Consider the following 24,809-nt stretch of genomic DNA (forward strand, 5'->3'; position numbering starts at 1 on the left):
GTTCCCAGTAGGAAACTGGCTGCGGAGATGGTGTATACACATCCGGAGGCTTCATGTCTGAGAATGGCCCCACTCCCTTGCGACCACGACAGCATAACCTACTATGCTTATACGTAGATTGGGAGGGCGGCGCTCAGATCGCGACGCCGTTGGCGCGAAGCCACACTAACGGATCGATCTTGTAGCCGTCCTTGTGCACCTCGAAGTGCAGGTGCGGGCCCGTGGACTGGCCGCGGTTGCCGACCGTGGCGATCTGCTCCCCGGCAGCGACGCGCTGGCCAACGTATACCAGTGTCTCGTTGATATGGCCATACACGGTGATGGTGCCGTTGTCATGACGGACGCGAACCCACAAACCGAAACCGCTCGCAGGGCCGGATGAGATGACCACTCCGTCCAGCACGGAGACAATCGGTGTGCCGATGCTATTGGCGATGTCCAGTCCGTAATGGATGCTTCCCCAGCGTGGCCCGTATGTGGAGGTGATTACGCCCGTAGTGGGTGCCACGACGCCGCTTTGGTTGGGGCGTGGGGGGTGACTGTGGGGCGCGGGTCGGGGTGCCGGCCGGCTCGACCTGGAGGGTGGATTCCGGGTGGATGCCGAAGCCTGCTCGGACGCCCGGTGGCGCTCCTGCCAGTCGCTGTACTCGTGCCGTTGGCCTTGAAGATCGGCGAAGGTGCGCTGCGCTTGCGTGAGCCGGGCCTGAAGGGCTTCCTTGCGCTCGAGGAGCTCGGTGCTGCGTCGCTGCGCGGCAGTCTCGCTTGCCACCGCGGTCTCATACGCTTGCGCCGCGGCGGTCTTGGCTTGTTCGGCCGCCTGTGCCTTGTCCTTGGCTTCCTGCGCGGCTGTCCGGGCAGCGGCATCGGCATTGGCCTTGGTGGACATGGCTTGCCGCACGACGTCGAGCGCGTTCAGTCGCGAGTCACCGACCGCGTTGAGCAGTGACGCACGGGCCAGTAGATCCTTTGGGCTGTCAGATCCCACATAGGCACTGAGCGATCCGATGGTGCTGCCTTGGCGAAAGCTGGCGGCGGCGAACTCGTCAAGCTGCTGTCTCGCCTGCTGGAGCTGGGTGATGGCCGCATTGACCTCGGTGCGAGCGTTGTCGGCGGCCACCTGGGCGGTGCGAGCCGCAGTACGGGTGGATTGCACTTCCTGTTGGGCAGCGGTGACCTCGTCGTAGCTTGCGGCGAGCTCGAGCTGCGCTGCGGTTAACGCCGTGCTAGCTTCGGCGACCTGGTTGGCCAGGCTGCCGACTTGCTCGGCGATTCCGCGCGCCTCCGCACTACTCGCCTGGAGTTCCTCATCGCTGGGGTTTGGCGGGGGCGGCATCGCGGCCGCTCCGGGAGGCGTCGCTAGGGCGAAGGCGGCGATCACACTGGCGAGGGCGCCACGGGCCGCGAACCTGCGTCCAGTCATGGCACCCTCCTCGGTAGAAACTATTTAACATAGTACTCACGGGTATACTGCGACAACATGGGTCTCTTTCGCAACACCAGTCACTCACGTAGGCAGTGACTGAGAGGTTGGCTATGGTCTGGAGGTGTCATTCCGCGGATTTCTTCTGCTCGCGATGGCGGCCGTAGCGCTGCTCGGCGTCGGCGGCTGTGCAGGGGGAGGCGAAACAGAGCCTTCCGTGGCGGCGCCTGTCTCGATCAGCCTGTTGGCTCCTGACGAGTTCGCCAAGGCGATCGCCGATCCCGCTCGCATCGTGATCAACGTCCACGTCCCCTTCGAGGGGGCACTGCCTGGCACGGACATGATGATTCCTTTCAACGAGATCGAGCGGCGACTTTCCGAGTTGCCGTCCGATCGGACGCTGCCCATCGCGGTCTATTGCATGAGCGGCCGGATGAGTGCCGACGCGGCGCGGGCCCTGAAGGGCCTCGGATTTGCGGACATCGTCGATCTCGACGGTGGTATGCGGGCATGGCAAGCCAGCGGCCGAACGCTTGCGCAGTCCGCGCCGGGCAGTTGACGGCTCCTGGTGAATTCGGCCTGGTGTCGCGCCGGCGGATCAGCTACTATCTGAGTTAGTAGCGGTTGGTGGCGTTCCCCCCTCGCGCCCCGCTGCTTGCGGGACCATGTTCCGGAGGTCGCCCTCCCAACATTGGCCCGCGTCTCGTTGCCGGGCGGAGCATGATCCCGAGAAATCCGTCCGGCAGCGAGGCACTATCTGGCACATCTCCGTGGTCCGCTGCCACGCACGTTGAGTGGGGAATTCACGTCGACGCGGGGCTTCCCAGGACCGCTCGTCGAAACCGGTGCATGCTGCTGACGGTCGGCTGTGCTCGGTCGCTCCGGGTGGTCGACCACACGTAGCCGTGCGGCGCTCTGAGTCCTGCAAGCCCAGCAGGGACGCCTGCTGTTTCTGGTTCCGGGCCCGCGGAGTGCCTGGGGGAGGCTTCGCAACCACGCCAGGTAAGGCCGGGCTCTAAGACAATCCTGAGGTCGCATCGTTGGCTGGGAGCGGACTCCTCTATGTCCGTGCTCACTGGTTGGCCCTTCAGCTGAATGACGAGCCTACCGAGCGGCCGCTCGGCCTCACCACATGCGGCAAGGGTGCGCCGGAAGCGCGCGGCACCCAACGTGACGTGCACTTCCGGCAACCGACCACAACCACTACTCACGTCGAGGTCTGAGTCACCAACGGCAGGCATCTCCGACCTCTATCAACACATGACGTTACTGATTCACCCAGTGCTGGAGCCGAGGATGCGATCAGCCAACCATGCGCCGGGCGCCGATCAGGTGTCCGTCGCCCTCCATCGATCGCACATCGACGAGTTGACCCTCGGTCGGCGCATCGACCATCTTGCCCTCACCGACGTACATGCCGACATGGTGGATGTTGCTAGGGTTGCCAGTGCCGTCATCGTAGAACAGCAGGTCGCCGGGAAGCAGTGCGTCGAGGGAGACCGGCTTGCCCGCCCCCCATTGCTGCCGGCTGGTGCGCGGGATGTTGATGCCCGCCTGCGCATACGACCACGAGGTGAGACCCGAGCAGTCGAACTCGTTCGGACCGGTAGCCCCCCACTCGTACTCGGAACCACGCCGGGACAACGCAGCCTGGAGTGCGTCGTTGGCCGCGCCCGGAGGGCCGAGGTAACTGCCGGAGTCCTGCACCGTTTGAAGCTCTGCCTGCTCGGCCGTGCTGAGGTCGTCGAGGGCGGCCTCAACCTGTTCGATCTGTTCGTCGAGTCTTGCCTTGCGCCCCTCGAGCGTGCTCACAGCACGCTCTGCTTCGACCGCGGCTTTGCCCGCCCGCTCCTGCGCTTCCGCAGCAGCGTTGCGGGCTGCATTGGCCTGATCCCTAATGCCGCTGAGCCGGTTCAAGACATCGGAGTTGTTGTTCGCGAGCACGCCCAGAGCCGACATCTGGTCCAGAAACTCCTGGCTGGAGTCGCTGGTAAGGATCGCCGACCACCGAGCGATACGGCCATTGCGGAAACTCGTGGACGCAAGGATGTCAACCTCGTCCCGGAATGACATCTCCGCACGCTGTGCCTGCTGCAGGGCTTGGTTCGCCCTGGCGAGTGCGCCGTTGGCATCGGCCAACTCCGCCTGCCGGCGCGTGAGCTGATCTTGGGCTTCGGACAGGTCTTCCTCGGCATCCGCCGCTTGTGCGCCCAGCTCTTGATAGCGCTCCATGGCGTCCGATGTGCCGTCCTGTGGCTGCGCGCTGGCAGGGAACGGAGTCAACGCGATCGTCAGCGCCACTGTGGCGACGGCGGTCTTGCTGATGGCGAAGCGGCGTGGGTACGCAGTCACGAGTGCTGGATCTCCTGGTGGTGTCGGCATTGCTCGCAGGACCGCCCCGCCGGTCCGAGGTCACAGTAGAGTAACGCCGCCGATCTTGTCCACTAGGAGACCTAGTACTAGGCGGGATCAGAGATTCAGCTCACCGTCACAGCGCGGGGTTCCAGCCGGTCGGAGCGATTGAGCACATGCACGCCGGCCGCGCACATCCCGCCGACTGCGACGAGTGCCGCCCAAGGTACCCATGGTATTCCGCTGCTTCGTGCGAGATCAAGGGCCGCACCGGTGGCGAGATTACCGACCGCAATGCCGATACCGCAGATCGTGTTGTAAAGCCCGTAGTGAGTCGCGACGAACCGATCACCTGCCAGCGTGACGATGGTATCCATCTCGAATGGGAACACCACCACCGTGCCCAGTGTGAGCAGTGCGACGGATAGGGCCAGCGGCAGGAACGTCCAGACTTGACCCGGCGGGCTCGCCGCCGTGAGCAGCGGGGCGGTAAAGGCCAGGCCCATCAGCGATAGCCCTACGGTGAGGCACCGGCCATGATCCCAACGTTGGCGGCACCACGCGGTGATTCGCAGCTGCCCCACGATGGCAAGTATTCCGGATATTCCGAAAAGGATTCCTACCTCGACGGTCCCCACGGTTTCCGAGCCGGCAAGCCTACGTGTCTCCAGCGGCAGCGCCAAGTACACCTGAAATGACAGCACGTAGGAACCGATCATGGCTGCCGAGAACGCCAGGAACCGGCGGTTGGCCAGCGCGACGCGCCAACCGGCAAGCAGTGAGTCATGCGCGTCGCGCGAGCGGCGTTCCGGCAATGATCGGATCTGCAGAACGGTCAGAACCAGGAACACGGCCGCGGCGACCAGACACGTGAGCTGGAACGCCACACCGGTCAAGGCGAGTCCGATCAAGGGGCCCAAGAGAATGCCCGACTGATAGAACACGTTGAACAATGCGAAGGCCTCGACGCGGCGATCTCCGGCATCTGCGGCGACATACGCCCGTACAGCGGGGTTGAACAGTGCCCCCGCGAACCCAGTAGCCACTGATGCCACTAGTAGAGCGGGGACAGAGTCGACCAGCCCGAGCATCGCGAAGCCCCCGGTCCGCAGGGCACAGCCGGCGACAATGAGCGGCTTGTAGCCGAAGCGGTCGGCCAGGCTGCCACCGAGCAGGAACATCCCCTGCTGGGAGAAGTTGCGGGCGCCGAGGATCAGACCCACCATCCAGCCAGCGAGCCCCAGGCCGAGCGACAGGTGTGCCGCCAGATACGGCATCAGCATGTAGAAGCCGATGTTGATCGTGAACTGGTTGAGCGCAAGGAGCTGGACCGGCCGGTCAAACGAGCGGAACTGGCGAAGAACGTCGGTCATCGATTGGCTCCAGGAGTGGCTGCGACTGGGTCGACCACGGTCGTGCAGCGAGTCCAACGCTGGACCTCGCGTTCGCGGGGATGCGCGATTGTGTCAGGCTCGGCTGGTGGCGGTGCGTCCAGCAATCGGTGTTCGGCGCAGAAGGTGTCGTTGTAGACGGTGTCGAAGTAGCGTTGTGGACCGTCGGGGAAGATCGCGGCGATCCGAACGTCTGGGGACTGGGTACGTGCGAGCCAGCCCGCCACGAGGGCGACAGCGCCGACGCTCCAGCCACCGGTCGCGTACTGGGCGGCCGCGAGCCTGCGACAGGTGATCACAGATTCGCCCGGACTTACCCAATGCACCTCGTTGAACGCCTCGTAATCGACGTTGCGTGGATAGATGCTTGACCCTAGACCCCGCATCAGACGGGCACGCGCGGGCTGGCCGAAGATTGTCGAGCCGACCGTGTCGACGCCGACGAGCTGCAGGTTCGGGTTGACGCGGCGCAACTCCCGCGCCACGCCGGCCGAGTGTCCACCAGTGCCCACCGAGCAGACCAGCACATCGATTCGATCGAGCTGCGCGGTGAGTTCGCTGGCAAGCGGCGCGTAGGCGTCCACGTTGTCCGGGTTGTTGTACTGGTCCGGGCAGAACGATCCGGGGTTCTCGGCCAGCAACTGCGAGACCCGATCGCGGCGCGCCTGTTGCCACCCCCCGGTGGGGTGGGGACGGTCCACGATGTCGACGCGTGCCCCATAGGCGAGCAGCAGGCGGTGCACGATCGGCTCCATGCCCGGATCAGCGACGAGCGCTACCGGATGTCCATACACGATCCCGGCGAGCGCCAATCCGAGGCCGAGCGTGCCGCTGGTCGACTCGACGATCAGTCCGTCGGGACGTAGCGCGCCACAAGCGCGGGCGCGAGCGACCATGTGCAGGGCGGGGCGGTCCTTCATCCCGCCAGGGTTCTGACCTTCGAGTTTGGCCCAGAAGCCCTTGCCGTCGTGATTGAACGGCTCGTCGATCCACACCACCGGCGTATTGCCTACCGTTTCCGCGCGGCGGGCGCGCGCCTGGGCAGGCCGGAGCAGGACAGGCGAAAGCATTGAGTTTCCGTTTCTGTGGAGTGCTGAGTTGAGCTGGACGAAGCAGGACGAAGCCTGCGATCAGCGCCTCAACACGCACAGCGCGTGCAACACACCGCGTCCCCAGCAACCCTCGGGCGCGCACGATCGTATTCCGCAGCGCGGTGTTCGCGAGATTCTGCCAGCGGTGCCGCTTCTGCTGAGCAGCACCAGCGGCAACGCGACCGACACGAGAAGCGAACCGTCATGTGAACGTGATGGAGCGAGATACTGCGGATGTGCTGAGTGTTCCGAGTGTTCCGGGTCGGTCTCGTGCTCGCAGTTGTTCGACGATTGCTGGTGACCGTGTGTTGTGACAGCAGCATGTGCTTGATCGGCATGCTCGTGACCATCGATACACGGTGAGGTATGAAGCGCCAGGCACGCGAAGAGCACACCGAGCGCCAACCCGAGATGGGCATACACGCGTGCACGCGTCGCGTTCTGCTGACGTCTCACAGTTTCCACAACCTACCGGTGAACGCGTCGGATCAAGGGAGCCGGACGCCCCGTTCACCCGGTCGTGGGTCGGACTCATGTCGTGTCACAGTGCAGGTTTTCCTTTGCTGGGTAACAGGTTTACCGCGAATGCATCGTCTACTAGGCGCGATCGTAAGATCATCCACATGGGGTGGGCGCCGACCATGCTAGGGACATGAGTCGGGCGCACGCGCAGGTATGTGGCGCAGCGCACCACGTAGTCAACGAGTGCCCGTCATGCCGGCCGGGTTGATCTTGACGGGCACACCTGATGGTGGCTGTGCAGAGTCGCCGTTCCCTCTGGAAGATGTAGCAGGCCAGTGCGCTGCGACCTGGCTCGCAGCTCTGGGGAGTGAGGTGCTTGGCGTTCACGATATGGATTGCCAGGCGGAGGAGTCGAGTCATGGCGCAACCGAGCCCCGGCTCGTCAGTCCCGGGCGGGGGAGTGGAAATCGGACGACGTGCCGTTGACGTGCTCGCCCCGTTACCCGGTCGAGGCCGTCCGGCTATGCCCTTCTGCGGAACAACAACCGGCAATTAAACATCTGGTGACACTTGCTCGCGAGGCGATCGAGTCGCCGTTTACTGACCCGCCGCGCCGAGCGGGCCCCAGCCCGGCGCGTCGTACGGCCAACAGGATCGCCCCGATGAACTCGGGCGCCTCGGAAGCCAGGGTCGCAACCTTCAACTTCGTGGCCGCGAACCGCAGGTGTGAGCGAACGTCCTCGTGACCTCATAGTGATCACGTCACAGGGGTTCTCTAGACCGCGGATGGTGGAGGCGGATGTTGACCAGCCGCTCCAACGGTCCCCGCCCTAACCGGCGATGCCACATCATCGAGACCGCGATCGTACCCGTCGACAGTGCGGCAAGCGGCCAGTTCGAGGTGGGAGACTGGACCGAATCGGGGCCCAGCAAGGCGATCACGACGATCTGGCCGCTGTAGGCGGTCAACGGCATAGTCCCCGCGGCCGCGAGCGGGTAGCTCGTGATCAGACCCCAATGCCAACGGGCCAGTAGCAGGCATAGACCCAGGATCGCGACGGCCACGCCGAGTGCACCACCCATGGCGAAGGGGGAAGTGGCGTGAGGCCGTATGGCCAGGAGCACGCCGGGCCATAGTCTGGTGTCCGCACCGGCTGAGGACGCGAGCGCCGCTCCGCTCCCGTAAGCCAACGCGGCCATACCGCAGCCGGCGAACACCAGTCCGGCTTGAACATCACGTCGCGGGAGGGGTAGTCGGCTCAGGGCAAGGCCGGCTAGAAGGTAGCCACAGTAAGCTACTGCGGGGTAGTAGCCGGTGACGAGCTCGCCCACCAGGTAAGTATCGATCGTGGGCCCCGTTTGGCTGGTGAGCACCTGTCTCAGAGACGCAACAACCAGCGTGCCGAAGAGTAGTGCTGCCGCAGTGCCTACCCAAAGCGTGCGGGTGCGTGACCACAACAACGGCAACGCGAGGACGAACAACATGCCATAGGTTGGCAAGATCACCGCGACCGGCGACCCGGCTGTCATTAACACCAGGCCTAGTGCGCAGACCAGAACGGCGCGCAACGCGATTTGGACCCGCAGTGTCCCGCGCGTGTGGTCGGGCGCATTGCCCGTCAGTAGGCCGAGACCGACCCCGGCCAGCACTGCGAACAGCACGGCAGATCTCCCGTCGAAAATCCACATCCAACGCGCGCTCGCGCTGGTGGTGTCCGTTTTGTCGGCACCGAGGTGCGCGACGAGCATGCCGATGACCGCAACCCCTCGGGCTACGTCGACGCCGACCAGCCGGGGGCGAGCGGCGGCTGGCGGCGCAGCCACGCCAGCGTGTTGGTCCATGCTCGCTCCTGTGGGAATTGACTTTGTGGCCGGTGGAGCGAGTTGCCGCACCCCAGGCAGTGAAACCCGTACGATTTACTATCGTAGATAGTAGCTATGCGGCTTCGGTCGATGTCCTGGGCCTGTGTGATCCGCTTGGGCTTCGTTCTCATCGCTAGCGGGCCGGAGTTTGCGCTCACCCTTCAGCCAGGTGCCGAGATATCCGGTCGTGATGCGCCATCTCCGAGCCCTGGTCCCAGGTCTGTGTGAGCCGGACAGCCAATGGCAGCTGGCCGAAGCAGGTGGCGAGGGCGTCGCTGACCGCAGCGGCCGCGTGGCGATCGGGCAGGCGGACGAGCCGGAGGTAGCGGCTGGTGCGACAGACCAGCGTGGCGATCGCTGAGCGGTTGCCACGGCCGACGATGAGGTCGCCTTCCCAATCTCCGATCCGGGTCCTGTCCGCGACGACGGCCGGGCGCCGGTCGATCGGTGTGCCCGGGATGGTGAACCGCGGTCGGCGTTGGTCAGGGCGTCGACGGCGTTTGCGCAGCGGCCGACCGGTGCGCAGCCGCTTGGTCAGCTCGCGGGTGAGCCCGCCACGCCCGCCGAGATAAAGCGCCTGGTAGATGGTCTCGTGGCAGATGTGCCAGGCTCTCCGGCCCGGAAACTCGGTGCGCAGTCAGGCCGCAATCTGTTCCGGGCTCCATTCAAGCTCCAGCTTGGCCTGCACGTGAGCCCGAAGGTCAGCGTTGGCCAGCAGCCGGCCGCGGCGTGGTCGGCGAGCTCGCTCGCGGGCGCGGGCATGGGCTATGTCGCCGTCGTAGGCGCGATCGTAGGAGGCGGTGTTGCGTCGCAGTTCCGGCTGATCGTGGACGGCGAACGGTCCAGCTGGGCTGCGATCGCGCACACACCGAGACCGTCACGGCGCAGCGCGGCGATCCGCTGCCGCTCCAGCAGGGATAGGTACCTGCCCGAGTGGGCTCGTTCGGGCAGCGTCAACGGGGGTAGTCCGCCGTTTTCCGCTCGCCATCGATAACCGGTCTTACGGCCAATGCCCAGCTGCCGACACGCCTCAACCGTGCCCACACCAGCGGCCAGCAGCTGCCAGTACTCCGACTCGATCTCCAGCCTGCGCTTGCGTCCACGCCTACCCATCAACACCCCGTATTTGATCATGGAGTGTTGCGACGAGATCTAGAACCCAAGAGACCACCCGGGTCAAGGTTCGCGAAGCGTTGACACGAGCTAGTCGAGTTGATGTTCAACCAGGCCGAGGTGCATGCCTTCTACGCGGCCATCCACGACCACGAGTTCGACGCCTCGGCCTACATCCACGCGTAACACACGGCACGACGACGCCCCCTCGACCGTCTTGGCGGAAGTCATGGGGCGTCGCTGCCTCTGAGGCCGGTATCGTCGCTCAAGCAGGCACGGTGTCTCGCCGAGTCGTCAGGTCTTCCCCGGCGTACGGTCGGCCTGGAGTCGCCGGTCCGTACCACATCCCTACCTTCTCTCGCGTGGATTTCCTCATGACCGCCGCTCGACGGCACATCCTTGATCGCGATGTAGTCGGCCTCCACCGAGGTCGAGAACAATTGTCCGGACACGCGTGAACTGTCATGCCAGGTACGTCCCGTTCGGATACCGGACGACCAGGGTGCCGCGCTCAACAAGAATGTTGACGGCTCTCGTCACCGTCTGGGTACTCACGCCGTACTCGCGGGCGAGTACTGTTCTGCTGGACAACTGATCTTGGAACTCGCCAGATCCAATACGCTCCGCCAGGTGGTCGAGAACCTGCTTGTAGTCGTAGTCGATTCTCGATGGGTCGAGTGGATAGGTCGGCTTGGGACGAATCGGCATGACGTTGCCGCTGCCGCTGCCGTCCTGTTCAGGGTTCACGGTCGCCTCGCTCGATCTCTTCTTCACGGTCATGGGCAACCATGAACATTTGGCCGGCGAGTGACACGAGCGAGCCCGCCACGCGCTCAAGCTCGCGGTACCCATATGGGCGTTCAGCGGCCTGCAGGCGCTCAAGGGTACTCACCATGAATTCGCACTGCCTCTGTATCCAGTCATCTTGGTACTTGTCGTGCGCCTCGAACATGGCCTGCAGGAGCTCTGGGTCGTGTCCTTCAGCAGGTACCGGCGGCATGGAGTCCAGCCAGTCAGTCTGAACGAGCGCCCCGAGATCACGTCGTGCTTTTGCGACCTTGGCTTCATCCTGACGGTTCTCCAGCGCTCGCCAAAGGATCCACCAGTCGTATGGGGTCATCGGGGCGAAGCTCCAACCGCCCGCTCCGTAGAAGGTGTTCGCGTGCATCGACATGAGCTACCTCCTCATCTATCTTTGCAGGTCAGGATAGCAGCTCATATGGGCGCATATGAGCCCATGTAGGCAAGTAGTCGCACATCTGGGCCCTAATGTGCGCCCTTGTGTGGGAAGACCGCAGCTCGCGTATCGACCATGAATCGCTGGAACAGCACCTGTGGGAGCAGGTAGCCGATGACTTACGCACCATGATCGGCTCCCGCAAACTGCCACCTGGCGCGAAGCTGCCGAACGAGCGCGAGCTGGCGGAGCTGTACGCGGTGAGCAGGCCGACTACTAGGCGGGCCGTCTTCGAGCTGCGGAAAGAGGGCTTGCTGATCGTGGTCACTGGCAAAGGGACGTTCGTGCGGCGCTGAACGCCCGTGAATCCTGACCAGGGCAAACGTGTGCCGACGATCTCCATTCGTGTGGATGGACGGCCATACAGGCGACTATCCGATGGGGCAATCCCGGTAGCGTCACGACCGACAAGACCTCGCGAAGCCGCGATGCGGGACGAGCTGGATCAGCGCGAGCCTCTAGTCCAGGCATCGCCGATGCACCGACCGGGCCTTCTGCTGGTAGGATTTAAGGCGGTCGTTCAGGCCGAGGGTGGTGCCGGTGAATGCCGTGACGGCGGACACTCTCCGGCCGAGCGGGGCTGTGTTAAACGCCTGTGCTTGGTCGCTAGGTCGCTCGACCCGACCGGCAAGGGCCAGGTCTTGGGGAGGTCAGCGATATCGCCGACCCTCGCCGTCGCGCACAATGGGCGCGATGAAGATCAACTGGGTATGCGTCGGCTGCGGGCCGCCGTGCGGGGACCGTTTTGCTAGCGGCCAGCGTCGGCGATAGTGATGGGCGCAATGCTAGACGCGCAATGTGTACCGGGTGCTCGTAGGTCCGCGAGGGGTATGCGGTGTCGAAGCCAATGCGCCGGACGAGGATCTTCGCCCGGTCGCGGCACGCCGAACTGGTGGTCGTGTCTTTCCGTCCGTTGGCGCGTGTACTCACGGTAGTCGGCTCGACTCGTCGCTTGACCACCTACGATACCGGCGCCAAGACCGTGGCCGATCTCGGCGCCCGCAACCAGCACGACTGACACCCCTGAAAGAGCCTAATCGAATCTGCCGCTGCACTCTACGCCCCTACGTGAGCGGATGATCTTGCTTCGGCACCATCTCGATCGCCGAACTCCGGCCAGTTTGTCAATTGGCCAAAATGGGGCCAGAACGCCTTCGCTCCATTGAGCGCCGGGAGCATCAACCGCCGCGCTGCGGCGAAACACACCAAAGGCCGATAATGGCCGGTGGATTTCCAGAACGGAAGGACAGATTCTGGAACGGGTGACGACCTGGCGGTAGATCTCCTCGAATCGGGAAAGCGTGCGGTTCTCATCGTGGGTGTCGGCGATCCCCCGGCTCGCGGCACCCATGCTGACACGCAGTTCGTCGGAGATCAGGATTCGGCGTAATGCGTCGGCGAGCCCGGCAATGTCGCCCGAGGTGAACAGGAACCCGTTCTCACCTGGTATGACCAGTTGCAGCAGTGCGACAGCGTTAGCTGCAACTACGGGCAGGCCTGATGCCATGGCCTCGAGCGTCGCGATGCTCTGCAGCTCCGCGACTCCTGGCATGGTGAACACGTCGGCGGCGGCGTAGACGGTCGGCAGCTGCTCGTCCGGCACGAAGCCGAGAAAGTGGACGTGCTCGCGCACCTGGAGTCGGGCCGCGAGGCGTTGGGCGCCCCATCTTCCTGAGTTGAATCAGCGCCCGGGCCGCACGGGCGGCGTTGACCTTGTCGCTGATTGCTGCGCCTCCTGGCCGGCGGGTCGCAGGAGAGCGCCGAACTCCGCGACCGCGCTAGCGAGCGCCTCGTCCTGATCGAGCACAACACCGGTGACGTCGTGGTTTCTCGCGGTCCAGTGGGCGGCGTCGGGCGTGGTGAAGAAGTTGATGTGGCCGCAGGTGCGGTCCACCGAGGGGCCGCAGGCATCACCGGTAGTGCCGGCGCAGACGACCGTGGTGTCGGGGTGCCAGCGTGCGGTGTCGTGGTCGACCTGAACGGTCACAGTGCGGTCGGTGCCGGGTTCCGTGCTGGTGACGGTAATCGGGATGCCAAGCATGGCGGAGATACCGAGGGCGTCGATGGCACACATCGCGTATACGGTGCTTTCTGCGCCGTCCCAGGTGACCCGGTGTCGGGTCGGGGCGTGCGAGAACGGGTAGGCGGCGCGGATTTCGCCCCGCTCGTCGACGGCGAGGACGCCACGGCCGGTCAGTACGATCAGTGCCTGGGTCGGTGAACTGCTCGGGGTCGCGGTTGGTTGCCGCCATACAGGTGATGATGTGCTGACCTTAGGGGGTGTGGTGGCCGCCGATGTCGAGGTCGGCGTGCGAATGCGCCGGGTCAGTTGTAACGGCACGTCGTCGCGGAGGGCCTCGTCGACCGTGTTCCCTGCGAGGGTGGGGTTGTCGCACAGCGCGGCCGACTGGTCCGGGTGGCGCGGCAGCGCGAGGGTGCTGTGGCCAAGGAGGTTGACGGCGGTTTCGTGGCCGGCGACGAAGCAGCCGCAAGTGTCGCGTTGATCCAGGTTTCGGTGAGCTGCTCGTCCAGTGTCTCTGCTGCGATGAGCGCGGAGATCAGGTCGTCGCCGGCTCGTGGCGACGACGGTCGATGAGCAGCTCGAAGAGCGTGGAGCGAGCCCAGTTGCCGCGAGCCCCCCGGCGATCAGTAACGACAGGCGGCAACACAGCGCGGGCGATAACCGAGTGCGCGGCCGGCCAGGGGCGTGCGCTTGCTCCCGTGATCGGGATCGGTGGACATCACGAAGCCGCATCCTTTCGCTCTGGCTCAGGCGCGGGGGTGATGCGCATGCAGGCGGCCAGGGCGGCGGCGTTGTCGGCGGCCAGCGAGCGGGCCAGCAGCACCAGTTCGGCCACCCGCAGGTCGGTCACTTTGTAGTGCGCGAACCGGCCCCGCCGGCGCACCTGCACATACCCGCAGTCCGACAAGCACCCCAGGTGGGTGGACACCCGTCCCTGCGACAGGCCAACCTGCGCCACGCACTCGGTGACCGTGTGCTCCTTGTGCAGCAGGAACTCCAGCAACCGCAGCCGCACCGGGTCGCCCAGGGCGCGGAAGAACTTGGCCACCATCTCCACCCCGTTCGGCTCGGTGGGCAGCAACGTGGCCGGGGGCTCCGGGACTGCAGCCATGGGTTTGCCGTCCTCACATCGGATATGCAACGTATGCGGATGAACGGATACCAGGCTAGCATCGTCGTATCCGCTAGGGCGAATACGTCCAGTGGTTGGCGATCGGACGACGAACGGAGAGGGGCACAGGGATGCCGTACGACCTGGCGGTGACCGGCTCGGGCGGGGGCGCGTTCGCAGCGGCGATCGCGGCCCGAAACAAGGGCCGCACGGTGGTGATGATCGAGCGCAACACCGTCGGCGGCACCTGCGTCAACACCGGATGCGTGCCGTCGAAGGCGCTGCTGGCCGCCGCCGAGGCCCGCCATATCAGCCTGGACGGCCGGTTCCCCGGCATCAGCGTCACCCCGTTCGGCGTCGACCTGCCCCGCCTGATCGACGCGAAGCGGGACTTGGTCGACTCGCTGCGGGCGGAGAAATACACCGACCTGGCCGCCGAGTACGGCTGGGACATCCTCGAGGGAACCGCCACCTTCGCCACCGACGAGCACGCCGACCCGGTGTTGCGGGTCGATCTCGCCGCCGGGGGCACGCAGGCCGTGGTGGCCGAGCACTACCTGATCGCCACCGGCTCGACCCCGTGGGCACCTCCGATCGACGGGCTCGCCGAAGCTGGCTATCTGACCTCCACCACCGCGATGGAAGTCGACACGCTACCCGCGTCGATGATCGTGATCGGGGGCAACGCGATCGGCCTGGAACAAGCCCAGCTGTGGAACCGGCTCGGCGTCCAGGTGATCGTCGTGGAGGCGTTGGATCGGCTGGCGCCGTTCGAGGAACCCGAGAACTCCGAGGTGATCGCCGAGGTGTTCGCCCGCGAAGGCATCGGCGTGGTCACCGGCGCTACCGTCACCCGCACCGACCGGGACGACACCGGCTACCGGGTGACGCTGACCGGCACCGACGGCCAGCCCACGCAGCTGCGGGCCGAGCAATTGCTGGTGGCCACAGGCCGCCGCCCGGCCACCGCCGGCCTCAACCTGGACGCGGTTGGGGTCAAGACCGGATCACGCGGTGAGGTTGTGGTCGACGAGCACCTGCGCACCGACAACCCCCGCATCTGGGCCGCCGGGGACGTCACCGGCCATCCGCAGTTCGTCTACGTCGCCGGAGCCCACGGCACCCTCGTGGCCGACAACGCCTTCGACCACGCCGGACGGACGCTGGACTACCACCACCTGCCGCGGGTCACGTTCACCAGCCCCGCGATCGCCTCGGCCGGGCTGACCGACGCCCAGGCAGTCGAGCAGGGCTACGCCTGCGAGTGCCGGGTCCTGCCGCTGGAGTACGTGCCGCGGGCACTGGTCAACCGCGACACCCACGGCCTGATCAAACTCGTCGCCGAACAAGGCACCGGCCGCCTGCTCGGCGCGCACGTGATCGCCGAAGGCGCCGGGGACGTGATCGCCACCGCCGTGTACGCCCTCGCCAATGACATGACCGTGCAGCAGATGGCCGACCTGTGGTGCCCGTACCTGACCATGGCCGAAGGCATCAAACTCGCCGCGCAAACCTTCACCCGCGATGTGTCAAAACTGTCCTGCTGCGCATCCTGACCGAACGATTCGCCCGCACCACGCCGGGTAGTCACTGCCTGAACGGACGCCACGCATCGGGGAGGAGTTCTCCTGACAAGCACAATCCGGGGCTTGGCCGACGATCTGGCCCTTGGGCCACTTCGGGGTATGCGGCGACGAAGGTGAAGGAACCAGTCAGCATGACGCTCTACCGGTGACGCCTTGTTTCTCGTATCCGGTGACCTGACCGGGTCGGACTTCTCGCGGACCGCGACCGCCGTGTGCTCGTCGGTGCATGGGCGGTCGCGCCACTGGCGGCCGAGTGGATCCACCAGGCCGCCCTGGCCGTCCGCGCCGCCGTTCCCGTCAGCGAGGGATGCTGCTCGTCGTAGCGCTGGACGGCGCGCCGCTGCAGCCACCGCAAGCACCGCAGGCAAACCCCGATCTCGCGATGCTGTCCCAGGCGAACCAGCTCCGCCTCGGGGTACTCGGTGCCGCAGCACCAGCACCCCGTCGCCGAAGCCCGTGCCTGTTCAGGCTGCGCCGACACCAGGATCACCTCCAGCCCCGCAATGATGTGCGCTGAGACCACCATCCCACTAGATGCGGCTATCCGGCTGCGGGTCTATGCTGTGCGAACGGACTGGCTCGGCGGTCGTGCCGCAGAGCTCCCGGACATCCTCTCTGCTTCGACGGCGAGCTCTGCGTGCCGCGCCTGCCGTCTACCAGTCGTCCGCCAGGAGACATCTGTTGACCAGCTACAGCGTTCTGCCCTCCGGTCCCCGCCCCACCGTCATCGCCACCTGGCCCGGCGAATGGTCCGACCACAGTGTCAAGGTCACCACCCTCGCCGACACTGACCAGGCCAGCGAACTCGCGCACGTCCTCACCCGCCTCTCGGAAGGGGCGTGGGACGCCGCCGCCTGGCTGGACACCTACTCCGCGATCGAGGCCGGCCTGACCACGCTCATCGACCAACTGCGCGCACCGGCGGACAAGATCAGTGAGATCCACCTGCCCGAAGGCGGTTACCGGCACACCGACCAGTGGAGCTTCACTGACGTCAAAGGACCTGCCAGCGGCCGAACCGCCCGCGTCCGTGAACGCGATGACCCGCGCCCAGCGGCTCACGATCGCCGACGAACTGTCCTCTGACGCCGCCAGCCGCACGCAGGCGTTGCGTCTCCTGCCGACCGGACAGGATCCCGCCGCGACCTCCCGTGCTTGGCAGATTTGCGAGGTCACCCGATCACTGCGCAACGGCCAAACCGGTCCGCTCCCCGAAGGTGCCGCCGCGTGGTTGGTCCGTGGCTGGGGACCGGATCGCTCACCGGCCGAGCGGTGGGCGGCCCGCGATCGGTTGGTGCGTATCGAGCAACTGGTCTCCGCGTGTCAGGCGCACGGCGGCCGGGCAGCGGCGGAAGACGACCCGATGCTCGCCCACCTTCGTGGTGCCCGTACGCCGTGGAAATGGTCGACGACGAGGTCTTCTATGTTTCCGTGCACGACGGACATCGCAACTCGTGGGATACCAGCCCATACGCACCGATGACCGTCACCCGTGCCGGTAATCGCAACCGTGAATCGGAGATCCTTCGGCGCGCTCGACCCGACCGACGACGACGGATTCGTCCGGACGCTCGGTGAGTGGACCCGGCTCGTGCCGTACCACCGCTGACCGGCCTGCCGCTTCAAACGATCAAGCCGCCAGCGTGCATGCGTCGGAGTCTCTCGGATTCGATCTCGTCCTCGGCCAACTCGACTGTCGCGTCCTCCCCAGCTTCAGAGCGCACAGACCCGCAAGCCGCCGTGCCCTCTCAGCGTCAATTCCAGTCACGTGCGCCGCGTGTCAGCGGAGATCGGCCTCGGGTCGATCGCCGGGTGCTCGGCCCGCCGCGCCTGTCCTACATACGCCGGTTGCCGGGGCTGTGGGAGGGACGTCATACTCGCGTTTGGACGAACTCGAATCCCCGGTGACGGACTTGCTGTGGTAAGCTGACCAGCCGTCAAGGTTGGTGCTGAGCCGGGAAAGCCAACCTCGCAATTGACATCGCCGGCAGCGGTGATGTGTCACTGACGCGGCCAGCTTGGATCCATCCCTCGATGGTCTCAATCCTGCTGGATGCCTGCGGCGATGGCATCTGCGTTGGCAAGCAGAGTCTTCACCGCGTTAGTTTGTGCTGCCTCGCGTCGGTAGGCAAGCTGTACGTCGAGCGACCACCGTGGCAACGTGAGCGACAACTCGACGATAGTTCCAGCCCGCAGTGAATCCACTGCCGCGAATTCAGGAATGATTGCCACATAATCCTGTTTGATCGCCAACTCGATCGCGACTGAGGGTAGTCCAAGAAGTTGGACCGGGCGTTCCGGCGGTCGTCGCGGATATTCGAAGATCTCGGCAAGTATATCCGCGTCTGGATTCCAGCGATAGACGGCAATCCGTGAGGTACTTAGCGCATCGATACTTACCGAAGGTTGCTCGGCCAACGGATGTCGGGGATGGCTCACGGTGAGCAGTCTGGAGCGGCACAAGTTGTGCGCCGTGATGCTTGCCGGAAAAGCCTGATTGATGACCAGTCCGATATCCGCTGTTCCATCCAGTAAAAGGTCGATTACTTCACGACTGTGGGCGACTCGGCAGTGCGCTTGTAACGACGAATCGCTCAAGATCTTGAGTACCGGTGGGAAGAGTTCCGTTCCCAGGCTGGCGGGCGCGGCAAGAATGAGCCGGCTGGATGCCTCGGTTCCCACTGCCTGGTGAGCCTCGCCGAGTAAGTCGAGACAGCGACGTGCGTAAGGCACCAGTCGTTCTCCGGCTGGGGTGAGCGTTGACCCGCGGGCTGTGCGTGCGAACAACTGCGTCGTCAGTTTGTGTTCCAGCGTGGCGATGCGTGCGCTCACGGAGGGCGTCGCGAGTCGCAGTTCCCTGGCCGCTGTGCCGAAGCTTCCGGCGCGGGCAACGGTGAGGAATACAACGAGATCGAATGTTTCCAGGCTCTCATGAGTAGCCATAGGCCCAGCCTAACACTGGCGACAGGGAGATGCCACCTACCGCGCTAGCGTACACGCTGCCATGCTGGCGAAACCCGCGCGAAGTCTATATAGGAGCACCTAACGGGCAGATCGGAGACTCCGATGGCAAAGCGTTCTCCTCGATTGAAAACACTGATGGCAGCGGCGCTATCGCTCGCGCTGGTCAGTACGTCCTGCGGGACCAATTCCGGGGCCGTTGGTTCGAACAATTCTGCGGGCCTGCCGACCACTTTGGTGGTCGCTACGGGTGACTACAAGGTTCCGACGAGCTTCTTGAACAAGAAGGGCGAGCTGGACGGGTTGAACGTGGACCTCACCAGGGCGTTGGGCCGTCGGCTCGGCGTCGAGATGAAGCTGGTGGCCGTTCCGTTCGACGCTGTGATTCCCGGTATACAATCCGGCCGGTTTGACACCGCTCTCTTCAATGTGAGCGATACGCCGGAGCGGCGCGCGGTCGTCGACCTTGTCGACTACGCGCCATCGGGCACTGTGATTGTGACACGAAAAAATGATCGTAAGGGGATCACGGCCAACCCACTTACCCTATGTGGCCGGACAGTCGCGGTGAAGGCGGGGCAGACCGAGTTTAATATCCTGAACAAGGACGTGTCGCCGAAATGCAAAGAGACGGGCGAACCTGCGATCAATTTCCAGACTTTCAAGGACGACAACGGCTTGGAATTCGCCGTGGAGACTGGGCGTGCCGACGCCTTCCTCGGGGGCACCACGGTGACGCCCTACTTCGTCAGCAGGAACTCTGACACGTTCGAGATCGTGGGCAAACTGCCGATTGCGCTGGATCCGCTGGGTATGCCCTTCGCGAAGGGGCGCGATGACCTGGTGGGTGCCGTGCTCGCTGCATGGAAGGAGATATGGCAGAGCGGTGAGTACGAGCGGATCGCGAAGAAGTGGTCACTGCAATCAATTGTTCCAAAGGATATCTCGTTGTTCACCGTGAACGGGGGCGACAAGTCATGACATCGCTTACCGAAAGCCGGGAGACGTCGCTCGACCGCGATCGGGCTACCGCCGAGGACTTCGAGGTCAAACCGGGCCTGCATATCGTGCGGTGGGTCGTGGCGGGCGTGGTTCTCCTCTTTGCTGCGCAACTGGTATACGGCGCGGCGACCAATCCTCGGCTGTCCTGGGACATCGTGGCCGACTACTTCTTTGACCCGCAGATACTTGATGGCCTGCTCGTCACCTTGGGATTGACGATGGTCTCACAGGTGCTTGCAACTGTCATCGGGCTCACCGTGGCGCTCATGGCGCTGTCACACAATCCGGTGCTCGTGGCGGTCGCTCGCATCTACGTCGCTGTGTTTCGGACAGTTCCCACGATGGTGCAGATGTTGTTCTGGTACTACCTTGCGGCCGTCGTACCAGTCTTGTCGATTGGCATCCCATTTGGTCCGGACCTTGTCACACTCGACACAAACTCGGTAATGACTCAGTTCGCAGCGGCATTGCTCGGTCTCGCACTTGGCGAGGCAGCGTTCTTGGCGGAGTACTTCCGTGGTGGAATCATCTCGGTACCGCGTGGGCAGATCGACGCAGCTGCGGCTTGTGGACTGACACCGGCGTGCACATTCCGCCGCATCGTGCTTCCGCAGGCGCTCAGGGTGATCCTGCCTGCCTATGGCAATGCCATGATTATTAACATCAAGAACACCTCGCTAGTCTTCGTAATCGGGGCCGGCGACTTGATGACGCGCGCCCAGCTCATCTACTCCCAGAACTTCCAGCAGATTCCGCTCTTGATTGTTGTCAGCGGCTGGTACATGGTGATCGTCTTGCTGCTCACCTGGCTGCAACGTCGTATCGAGGTTCGATATTCACGGGGTTATGGAGACCGACCGGCGCCCGGAAGAGTGTGGTCCTGGCTCCGTGAGAACCTGAGTACGCGGCCGAGGAGCGTGCGATGAGTGGAAGTATTGTGGTTCGGGCCGTTGGTGTTCATAAATGGTACGGCGATGTGCACGCGCTACGCGGCGTCGATCTCGATGTCCCCCGAGGAAGCGTGGTCTGCCTCCTCGGGCCCTCAGGCTCAGGTAAGAGCACCCTTTTGCGTTGTATCAATCGACTTGAAGTACCGACTTCCGGCGGTGTAGAAATCGAAGACGATTGTATCGGCTACAAGCGGGAGCCGGGACGTCTCCGTCCGTGCAGTTCACGGCGTCTTGCGGCGCAACGTCGCTGCACCGGGATGGTCTTCCAGCAGTTCAACCTGTTTGCGCATATGACGGTTCTGCAGAACGTGATGGAGGGCCAGACAAGCGGTCTGGGTACGCCGAAGGCGCAAGCCCGTGAGCGCGCGTTCGAACTGCTGGACGGCGTTGGTCTTGTGGACAAGGCCGACCATTACCCAGGGCATATCTCCGGAGGTCAGCAACAGAGAGTTGCGATCGCGCGTGCCCTCGCATCGAATCCCAAGGTGCTGCTGTTCGACGAGCCGACCTCGGCGCTTGATCCTGAACTCGTGGGCGAGGTCCTCGCAGTGATGCGATCGCTCGCGCAGGAGGACGTGACGATGATCGTGGTGACCCACGAGATCGAATTTGCGGCAGAGGTCGCGACGGAAGTGCATTTCATGTGCGATGGCTCAATTGTTGAGAGCGGAAACCCGCGCCAGGTGATCGACGCGCCACAGCAGGAGCGCACACAGTACTTCCTCGCTCATATGAGGAAACGTCGCAGTGCGGACACAAAAGCATAGAACTTATCGTGAGTAAATACCACGACAGAAGGGGCTGGAAGCAGTTGACCATTTCAGATCTGGCGAGTTGGAGTGTTGCGAATTCCAGAGCGCGACGTTGCAAACGGTGGTCGCTATATCCGGCAGAAATCATCGACCTGACCGTTGCCGAGATGGACCTGCCGGTGGCGGAACCGATCATGGCTGCCGTACGCGACGCGGTTGATCGCCAGGCCTTCGGGTATCCGCTTCCCGGGCACGACAGCGAGTTGCCGGCCGCCGCAGCGGAATGGCTAACCGCACAAGGTCTGGCGGTACAACCCGAACACGTCAACCTCATTTCGGATGTCATCAAAGGGATGGTGCTTGGCCTCAGACATTTCGCTCCTCCGCATACTCCTGTCGTGGTTATCACGCCTACGTACAGTCGTTTTCTGGACGCGGTCGAGGCCGCGCAACGACAGGTGATAGAGGTGCCGATGCTACTCGGTGAGAACGGCTACAGCCTGGATGTTCCGGAGATCGAAAAGGCTCTTCGGCAGGGCGCGCGGACCGTGCTGCTGTGCAATCCGAGTAATCCTGTGGGCCGGGTCTTCAACCATAGCGAGCTAGCTGAGCTCAGCGTGCTCGTAGAGCGGTTCGGCGCACGCGTCATCAGCGACGAGGTCCATTCGCCGCTTCGGTACGGGACGAAGTTCGTGCCTTACGCGAGCGTAAGTTCGGCGGCGGCGGAGCATTCGATAACACTGACAAGTGCTAGCAAGGCGTGGAACATCCCAGGACTACGCTGTGCGATCATGGTGCTAACGAATCCGGCGGATCAGCTCACCTGGGACGTACTGCCGCGCGCGTCAAAGGGGGGCATCTCGCCTCTCGGGATCGAGGCCTCTACCGCTGCCTTCAAACAAGGGCAGCCATGGTTGAACGAAGCGATCAAACTGCTTGACGTCAACCGGCTGGCAGTCGGCGACTATCTGAAAAGGGCCGGGTTGGGGGGGGTCATGTGTATGCCGGAGGCGACCTACCTCGCCTGGTTTGACCTACGCGAGTTCGGCCATCCGGACCCCCAGCGCTACCTGATGGAGAACGCCGGTGTGGCTACCACTAGCGGTGACGAGCACGGCGTCGGCGGCGCTGGATTCGTCAGGGTGAACTTCGCGACTCCCCAGAGCGTTCTGCTGGACGCCTTGGAACGGATGACAAGTGCGCTACGTAGGTCGCCGACCCGGAACTCGTCCTGATTGCCCGCAGATTGACGATTGACCTCATCCTGGGCCGAGTGTTGTCGGCCGTAGCAACGTCGCGTACCTGTCGGCCGGGCTTTGGTGAGTGGCTGGCCCCTGCGCCGGAGCGGTGATGAACAGAGATGAAGACTCCGATGGAAGGAAAAGTGTCGTTGTGGAATCAAATTTTGCCAAATCGGTAATCGGCGATGTGCGGGTGCATCTCGTGCGATTGCCGGGTATGACGAACGTCTTCCGAGAGGAAGCAGCGATTGTCGAAGTGCAGACAGAAGACGGCGTCAGCGGTTGGGCAGAGGCGAATGGCCTGCTGCTTGCGCTCAAGGCGCACGTAGAGGCGGACCGTCCGCATCCACGCGATCGCGGCCCGCGGGCCGCGCTGGTGGGCCAGCAGTTCGCTGATGTCCATGCTGCGGTGGAGGCGCTCCGCAGCAACACAACGTTGTCTGGACGTTCCGGGCTCGGTCGTGTAGCCAATGGTGCGATTGAGACGGCGCTGTTCGATCTCGCCGGTCGACTCGACGGCGTGCCCGCCTGGCACCTACTTCTAGGGTCGGCCGAAGGTCCCGAGCAGCACGTCATTACTCCCTACATCACGATCTTCAATCGTGGCAGCTACCCCGATGTGGTTGCCAAGGCGAAGGAAGATATCGACCGTGCCAGGAGCTTCGGGTACCGACATTTCAAGATCGAAGCAACCAGTTACAACACCGACGAACGTCAGGCGGTGACGATTGTCGATGAGGTGCGCTCTCACGTCGGTGACTCCGTGACGTTGTTCGTCGATAATGTTTACCGGTGGGCCGAGTATACCGCCGGCGCGGAGGCCGCGAAGGCGTACAAGTCATTGGGCGCCGAGTTTCTCGAGGACCCTTTTCTGCCGGAGCAGTGGGAATGGTGGCGGCGCCTTCGAGACGAGGTCGGTCTGCCGCTCGCGACGGGCGGCGGTATGGAAACGCTGGAACGTTTCTTAGCGCAGATGGAGTTCGCGAACACGGACATCTTGCAACCAGGCGCGCATGTGGCCGGCTTGCTGGGGGCGCACGAGGTAGCGCAGGCGGCTGCGAAGCGGGTCAGGAGTATCACGCCGTTTGGCGTATCGGCAACGACACTCGCAACAGGCGGTGCGCTCCACTTGGCCGCCGCAAATCCGAACGTGAAATACATTGAGTACGCTCCAGCGAATCTGTTTAGGGTATTGCGTCTGAGGTCGGACGTAACACCCGACGAGCCGGAATTGCGGCCCGACGGCACGTTCCTGGCGCCCACAACCCCGGGTATCGGAGTCGACTGCGACACGGACGCCATCGACAAGTACCGGGTGTCGGGGTAGCCAGCTGGCGGACGCTAGCTGGGTGACTAGCCGCAGGGTCGCCGGGTGTGTCGGCACCTGGCGGCCTTTGCGTGCGTACGCCGGGCTACCTGACCGGATCTGCGCCGGACATGGTGCCCGCGCGAATCTCAGGAGAGGTCGGGCGTCCGTCGTAGTCGCAGCAATGGCCCTCAGCCTCGACCCTGTGTGTCAACAAGGGGCGGAAAGGGGAGGACGGCCGTCCCATTCCTACATCCCGGCGACCACGTTGGCGGTGATCCCGGAGGCTGGTTCGTAGCGCCGGTTGGAGATGGTCCGCCGTTGACGTGTGCGGCCAGCCACCAGGGTCAGTGAACCCTTGAACGCGCAGTCCGCCCAGCGTGGCGCGGCACAATAGGCTCGAGTTCGTGGCAACGGCTGTCGGACAGCTCCGGGAGAGACCGAACGGCTACCCGCATGTCTGGGGTCTAGGGCGGTATCCCTCCCAGATGACGAGTTGACCGAGGGGCTCACGCTGCGGGCAGACCGCAATCCGCCTGCGGCCCGGCGTCGTCGCCGAGCTGCACTACGACAACAGTCTGGTACGTGCTTGGGCGTTGGATGAGCGAACCGGCTCCCCAACCGGGCGCCTTCACCGCCGATCTGGACGCGGCGACGAGATCGCCCTCGGCGCTGTCGCCACGTCGCTCGTTGCGGCTGAACTGCTCCACGGCAGGCCGTTGCGCTCGGTCGACTCGAACGTCACCGTGGTGGACTTGTGCGCGGCCCCATCCTTCGCCCGTGTCGCGGCTGTGAGTGCGGCGCGGGCTCCGGCTGCCGACTGCGACCGTCGAGATGAACCGGCCCCTGTCTAGCTCGCCGTTGACGCCCATCCTCGTAGCGTTGATCTGATACACCTCATCGGCCAGTACCCGGAAGGAGCGGGATGGTGGGGAAACCGTGCGAGTG

The 24,809-nt window shown here is 64.2% G+C and carries 22 protein-coding genes and 1 pseudogene; 10 read left to right on the forward strand and 13 right to left on the reverse strand.

Going from position 1 to position 24,809, the window contains the following annotated elements:
- Positions 1-133 precede the first annotated feature (133 nt).
- A complete protein-coding gene (locus tag FCN18_RS40335) occupies positions 134-1,420 on the reverse strand; it encodes a M23 family metallopeptidase (RefSeq protein ID WP_228714196.1) in 1,287 nt (428 codons plus the stop codon).
- Between the two features lie 124 nt (positions 1,421-1,544).
- Between FCN18_RS40335 and FCN18_RS30035 the strand changes: the two genes are divergently transcribed.
- Entirely contained in the window at positions 1,545-1,979 is a 435-nt protein-coding gene (locus FCN18_RS30035) for a rhodanese-like domain-containing protein (RefSeq protein WP_228714197.1), read from the forward strand.
- Between the two features lie 743 nt (positions 1,980-2,722).
- Here the strand turns inward: FCN18_RS30035 and FCN18_RS30040 are convergent.
- The 8 genes from FCN18_RS30040 to FCN18_RS30075 form a co-directional block, all read right to left on the reverse strand.
- Positions 2,723-3,772 (reverse strand): C40 family peptidase, encoded by a 1,050-nt coding sequence (locus tag FCN18_RS30040; RefSeq protein ID WP_228714198.1) that lies wholly within the window; start codon positions 3,770-3,772, stop codon positions 2,723-2,725.
- Positions 3,773-3,897: 125 nt separating this feature from the next.
- The gene (locus FCN18_RS30045; RefSeq protein ID WP_110343962.1) at positions 3,898-5,145 is read right to left on the reverse strand and encodes an MDR family MFS transporter; all 1,248 of its coding nucleotides are present in this window, start codon (positions 5,143-5,145) and stop codon (positions 3,898-3,900) included.
- Positions 5,142-6,233, reverse strand: a complete 1,092-nt coding sequence (locus FCN18_RS30050) for a PLP-dependent cysteine synthase family protein (protein ID WP_110343963.1) — start codon at positions 6,231-6,233, stop codon at positions 5,142-5,144. Before FCN18_RS30050 ends, FCN18_RS30045 begins: the two co-directional genes overlap by 4 nt.
- Before the next feature lie 1,245 nt (positions 6,234-7,478).
- The gene (locus tag FCN18_RS30055; RefSeq protein ID WP_110343964.1) at positions 7,479-8,558 is read right to left on the reverse strand and encodes a heparan-alpha-glucosaminide N-acetyltransferase domain-containing protein; all 1,080 of its coding nucleotides are present in this window, start codon (positions 8,556-8,558) and stop codon (positions 7,479-7,481) included.
- Positions 8,559-8,733: 175 nt separating this feature from the next.
- Entirely contained in the window at positions 8,734-9,216 is a 483-nt protein-coding gene (locus tag FCN18_RS40900; RefSeq protein WP_110343965.1) for an IS30 family transposase, read from the reverse strand.
- 128 nt (positions 9,217-9,344) lie between these two features.
- On the reverse strand, positions 9,345-9,692 hold the full coding sequence (locus FCN18_RS30065) for a helix-turn-helix domain-containing protein (RefSeq protein WP_206078010.1): 348 nt from the start codon (positions 9,690-9,692) through the stop codon (positions 9,345-9,347).
- Between the two features lie 462 nt (positions 9,693-10,154).
- Positions 10,155-10,472, reverse strand: coding sequence for a GntR family transcriptional regulator (locus tag FCN18_RS30070; RefSeq protein WP_228714199.1), 318 nt, complete (start codon positions 10,470-10,472; stop codon positions 10,155-10,157).
- Entirely contained in the window at positions 10,429-10,866 is a 438-nt protein-coding gene (locus tag FCN18_RS30075; protein WP_110343967.1) for a hypothetical protein, read from the reverse strand. The genes FCN18_RS30070 and FCN18_RS30075 overlap by 44 nt, the downstream gene beginning before the upstream one ends.
- Before the next feature lie 95 nt (positions 10,867-10,961).
- On the opposite strand from FCN18_RS30075, the gene FCN18_RS30080 reads away from it, so the two are divergent.
- Positions 10,962-11,225: a winged helix-turn-helix domain-containing protein gene (locus FCN18_RS30080; RefSeq protein ID WP_110343876.1), complete on the forward strand. Its 264-nt coding sequence runs from the start codon at positions 10,962-10,964 to the stop codon at positions 11,223-11,225.
- A 539-nt stretch (positions 11,226-11,764) separates the two neighbouring features.
- Positions 11,765-11,947, forward strand: a complete 183-nt coding sequence (locus FCN18_RS30085) for a hypothetical protein (protein WP_137096681.1) — start codon at positions 11,765-11,767, stop codon at positions 11,945-11,947.
- Between the two features lie 15 nt (positions 11,948-11,962).
- Here FCN18_RS30085 and FCN18_RS30090 read toward each other — a convergent pair.
- The 3 genes and pseudogenes from FCN18_RS30090 to FCN18_RS30100 all read right to left on the reverse strand — a co-directional run.
- Positions 11,963-12,574, reverse strand: a pseudogene (locus tag FCN18_RS30090) (glycosyltransferase); the annotation flags it as partial.
- A gap of 36 nt (positions 12,575-12,610) precedes the next feature.
- Positions 12,611-13,270 carry an alkylmercury lyase family protein gene (locus tag FCN18_RS30095; protein WP_206078011.1) on the reverse strand — a complete coding sequence of 220 codons (660 nt, stop codon included), beginning with the start codon at positions 13,268-13,270 and terminating at the stop codon, positions 12,611-12,613.
- Between the two features lie 400 nt (positions 13,271-13,670).
- On the reverse strand, positions 13,671-14,063 hold the full coding sequence (locus FCN18_RS30100) for an ArsR/SmtB family transcription factor (RefSeq protein WP_110343879.1): 393 nt from the start codon (positions 14,061-14,063) through the stop codon (positions 13,671-13,673).
- Positions 14,064-14,194: 131 nt separating this feature from the next.
- On the opposite strand from FCN18_RS30100, the gene merA reads away from it, so the two are divergent.
- Positions 14,195-15,619 (forward strand): mercury(II) reductase, encoded by a 1,425-nt coding sequence (gene merA, locus FCN18_RS30105; protein WP_110343880.1) that lies wholly within the window; start codon positions 14,195-14,197, stop codon positions 15,617-15,619.
- A 711-nt stretch (positions 15,620-16,330) separates the two neighbouring features.
- Positions 16,331-16,735 (forward strand): hypothetical protein, encoded by a 405-nt coding sequence (locus FCN18_RS30115; RefSeq protein WP_110343881.1) that lies wholly within the window; start codon positions 16,331-16,333, stop codon positions 16,733-16,735.
- Positions 16,736-17,689: 954 nt separating this feature from the next.
- Here the strand turns inward: FCN18_RS30115 and FCN18_RS30120 are convergent.
- Positions 17,690-18,592 carry a LysR family transcriptional regulator gene (locus tag FCN18_RS30120; protein WP_110343882.1) on the reverse strand — a complete coding sequence of 301 codons (903 nt, stop codon included), beginning with the start codon at positions 18,590-18,592 and terminating at the stop codon, positions 17,690-17,692.
- A 123-nt stretch (positions 18,593-18,715) separates the two neighbouring features.
- Between FCN18_RS30120 and FCN18_RS30125 the strand changes: the two genes are divergently transcribed.
- The 5 genes from FCN18_RS30125 to FCN18_RS30145 all read left to right on the forward strand — a co-directional run bounded on the left by FCN18_RS30125 (position 18,716) and on the right by FCN18_RS30145 (position 23,882).
- Positions 18,716-19,591: an ABC transporter substrate-binding protein gene (locus tag FCN18_RS30125; RefSeq protein WP_110343883.1), complete on the forward strand. Its 876-nt coding sequence runs from the start codon at positions 18,716-18,718 to the stop codon at positions 19,589-19,591.
- Positions 19,588-20,538 (forward strand): amino acid ABC transporter permease, encoded by a 951-nt coding sequence (locus FCN18_RS30130; protein WP_110343884.1) that lies wholly within the window; start codon positions 19,588-19,590, stop codon positions 20,536-20,538. The genes FCN18_RS30125 and FCN18_RS30130 overlap by 4 nt, the downstream gene beginning before the upstream one ends.
- A complete protein-coding gene (locus FCN18_RS30135) occupies positions 20,535-21,329 on the forward strand; it encodes an amino acid ABC transporter ATP-binding protein (protein ID WP_110343885.1) in 795 nt (264 codons plus the stop codon). Before FCN18_RS30130 ends, FCN18_RS30135 begins: the two co-directional genes overlap by 4 nt.
- 8 nt (positions 21,330-21,337) lie before the next feature.
- Positions 21,338-22,549 (forward strand): MalY/PatB family protein, encoded by a 1,212-nt coding sequence (locus FCN18_RS30140; RefSeq protein ID WP_137096682.1) that lies wholly within the window; start codon positions 21,338-21,340, stop codon positions 22,547-22,549.
- Positions 22,550-22,664: 115 nt separating this feature from the next.
- Positions 22,665-23,882 carry an enolase C-terminal domain-like protein gene (locus FCN18_RS30145; protein WP_110343887.1) on the forward strand — a complete coding sequence of 406 codons (1,218 nt, stop codon included), beginning with the start codon at positions 22,665-22,667 and terminating at the stop codon, positions 23,880-23,882.
- Positions 23,883-24,809: the final 927 nt, after the last annotated feature.

The sequence above is a fragment of the Prauserella endophytica genome, from assembly GCF_005146945.1.
Taxonomy (GTDB): domain Bacteria; phylum Actinomycetota; class Actinomycetes; order Mycobacteriales; family Pseudonocardiaceae; genus Prauserella_A; species Prauserella_A endophytica.

Coding starts and splice junctions, on each gene's coding strand:
- FCN18_RS40335 (WP_228714196.1), bottom strand. CDS start 1,420: ATGACTGGACGCAGGTTCGCGGCCCGTGGCGCCCTCGCCAGTGTGATC.
- FCN18_RS30045 (WP_110343962.1), bottom strand. CDS start 5,145: ATGACCGACGTTCTTCGCCAGTTCCGCTCGTTTGACCGGCCGGTCCAG.
- FCN18_RS30050 (WP_110343963.1), bottom strand. CDS start 6,233: ATGCTTTCGCCTGTCCTGCTCCGGCCTGCCCAGGCGCGCGCCCGCCGC.
- FCN18_RS30055 (WP_110343964.1), bottom strand. CDS start 8,558: ATGGACCAACACGCTGGCGTGGCTGCGCCGCCAGCCGCCGCTCGCCCC.
- FCN18_RS30065 (WP_206078010.1), bottom strand. CDS start 9,692: ATGGGTAGGCGTGGACGCAAGCGCAGGCTGGAGATCGAGTCGGAGTAC.
- FCN18_RS30070 (WP_228714199.1), bottom strand. CDS start 10,472: ATGACCGTGAAGAAGAGATCGAGCGAGGCGACCGTGAACCCTGAACAG.
- FCN18_RS30075 (WP_110343967.1), bottom strand. CDS start 10,866: ATGTCGATGCACGCGAACACCTTCTACGGAGCGGGCGGTTGGAGCTTC.
- FCN18_RS30080 (WP_110343876.1), top strand. CDS start 10,962: ATGTGCGCCCTTGTGTGGGAAGACCGCAGCTCGCGTATCGACCATGAA.
- FCN18_RS30100 (WP_110343879.1), bottom strand. CDS start 14,063: ATGGCTGCAGTCCCGGAGCCCCCGGCCACGTTGCTGCCCACCGAGCCG.
- merA (WP_110343880.1), top strand. CDS start 14,195: ATGCCGTACGACCTGGCGGTGACCGGCTCGGGCGGGGGCGCGTTCGCA.
- FCN18_RS30120 (WP_110343882.1), bottom strand. CDS start 18,592: ATGGCTACTCATGAGAGCCTGGAAACATTCGATCTCGTTGTATTCCTC.
- FCN18_RS30125 (WP_110343883.1), top strand. CDS start 18,716: ATGGCAAAGCGTTCTCCTCGATTGAAAACACTGATGGCAGCGGCGCTA.
- FCN18_RS30130 (WP_110343884.1), top strand. CDS start 19,588: ATGACATCGCTTACCGAAAGCCGGGAGACGTCGCTCGACCGCGATCGG.
- FCN18_RS30135 (WP_110343885.1), top strand. CDS start 20,535: ATGAGTGGAAGTATTGTGGTTCGGGCCGTTGGTGTTCATAAATGGTAC.
- FCN18_RS30145 (WP_110343887.1), top strand. CDS start 22,665: ATGAACAGAGATGAAGACTCCGATGGAAGGAAAAGTGTCGTTGTGGAA.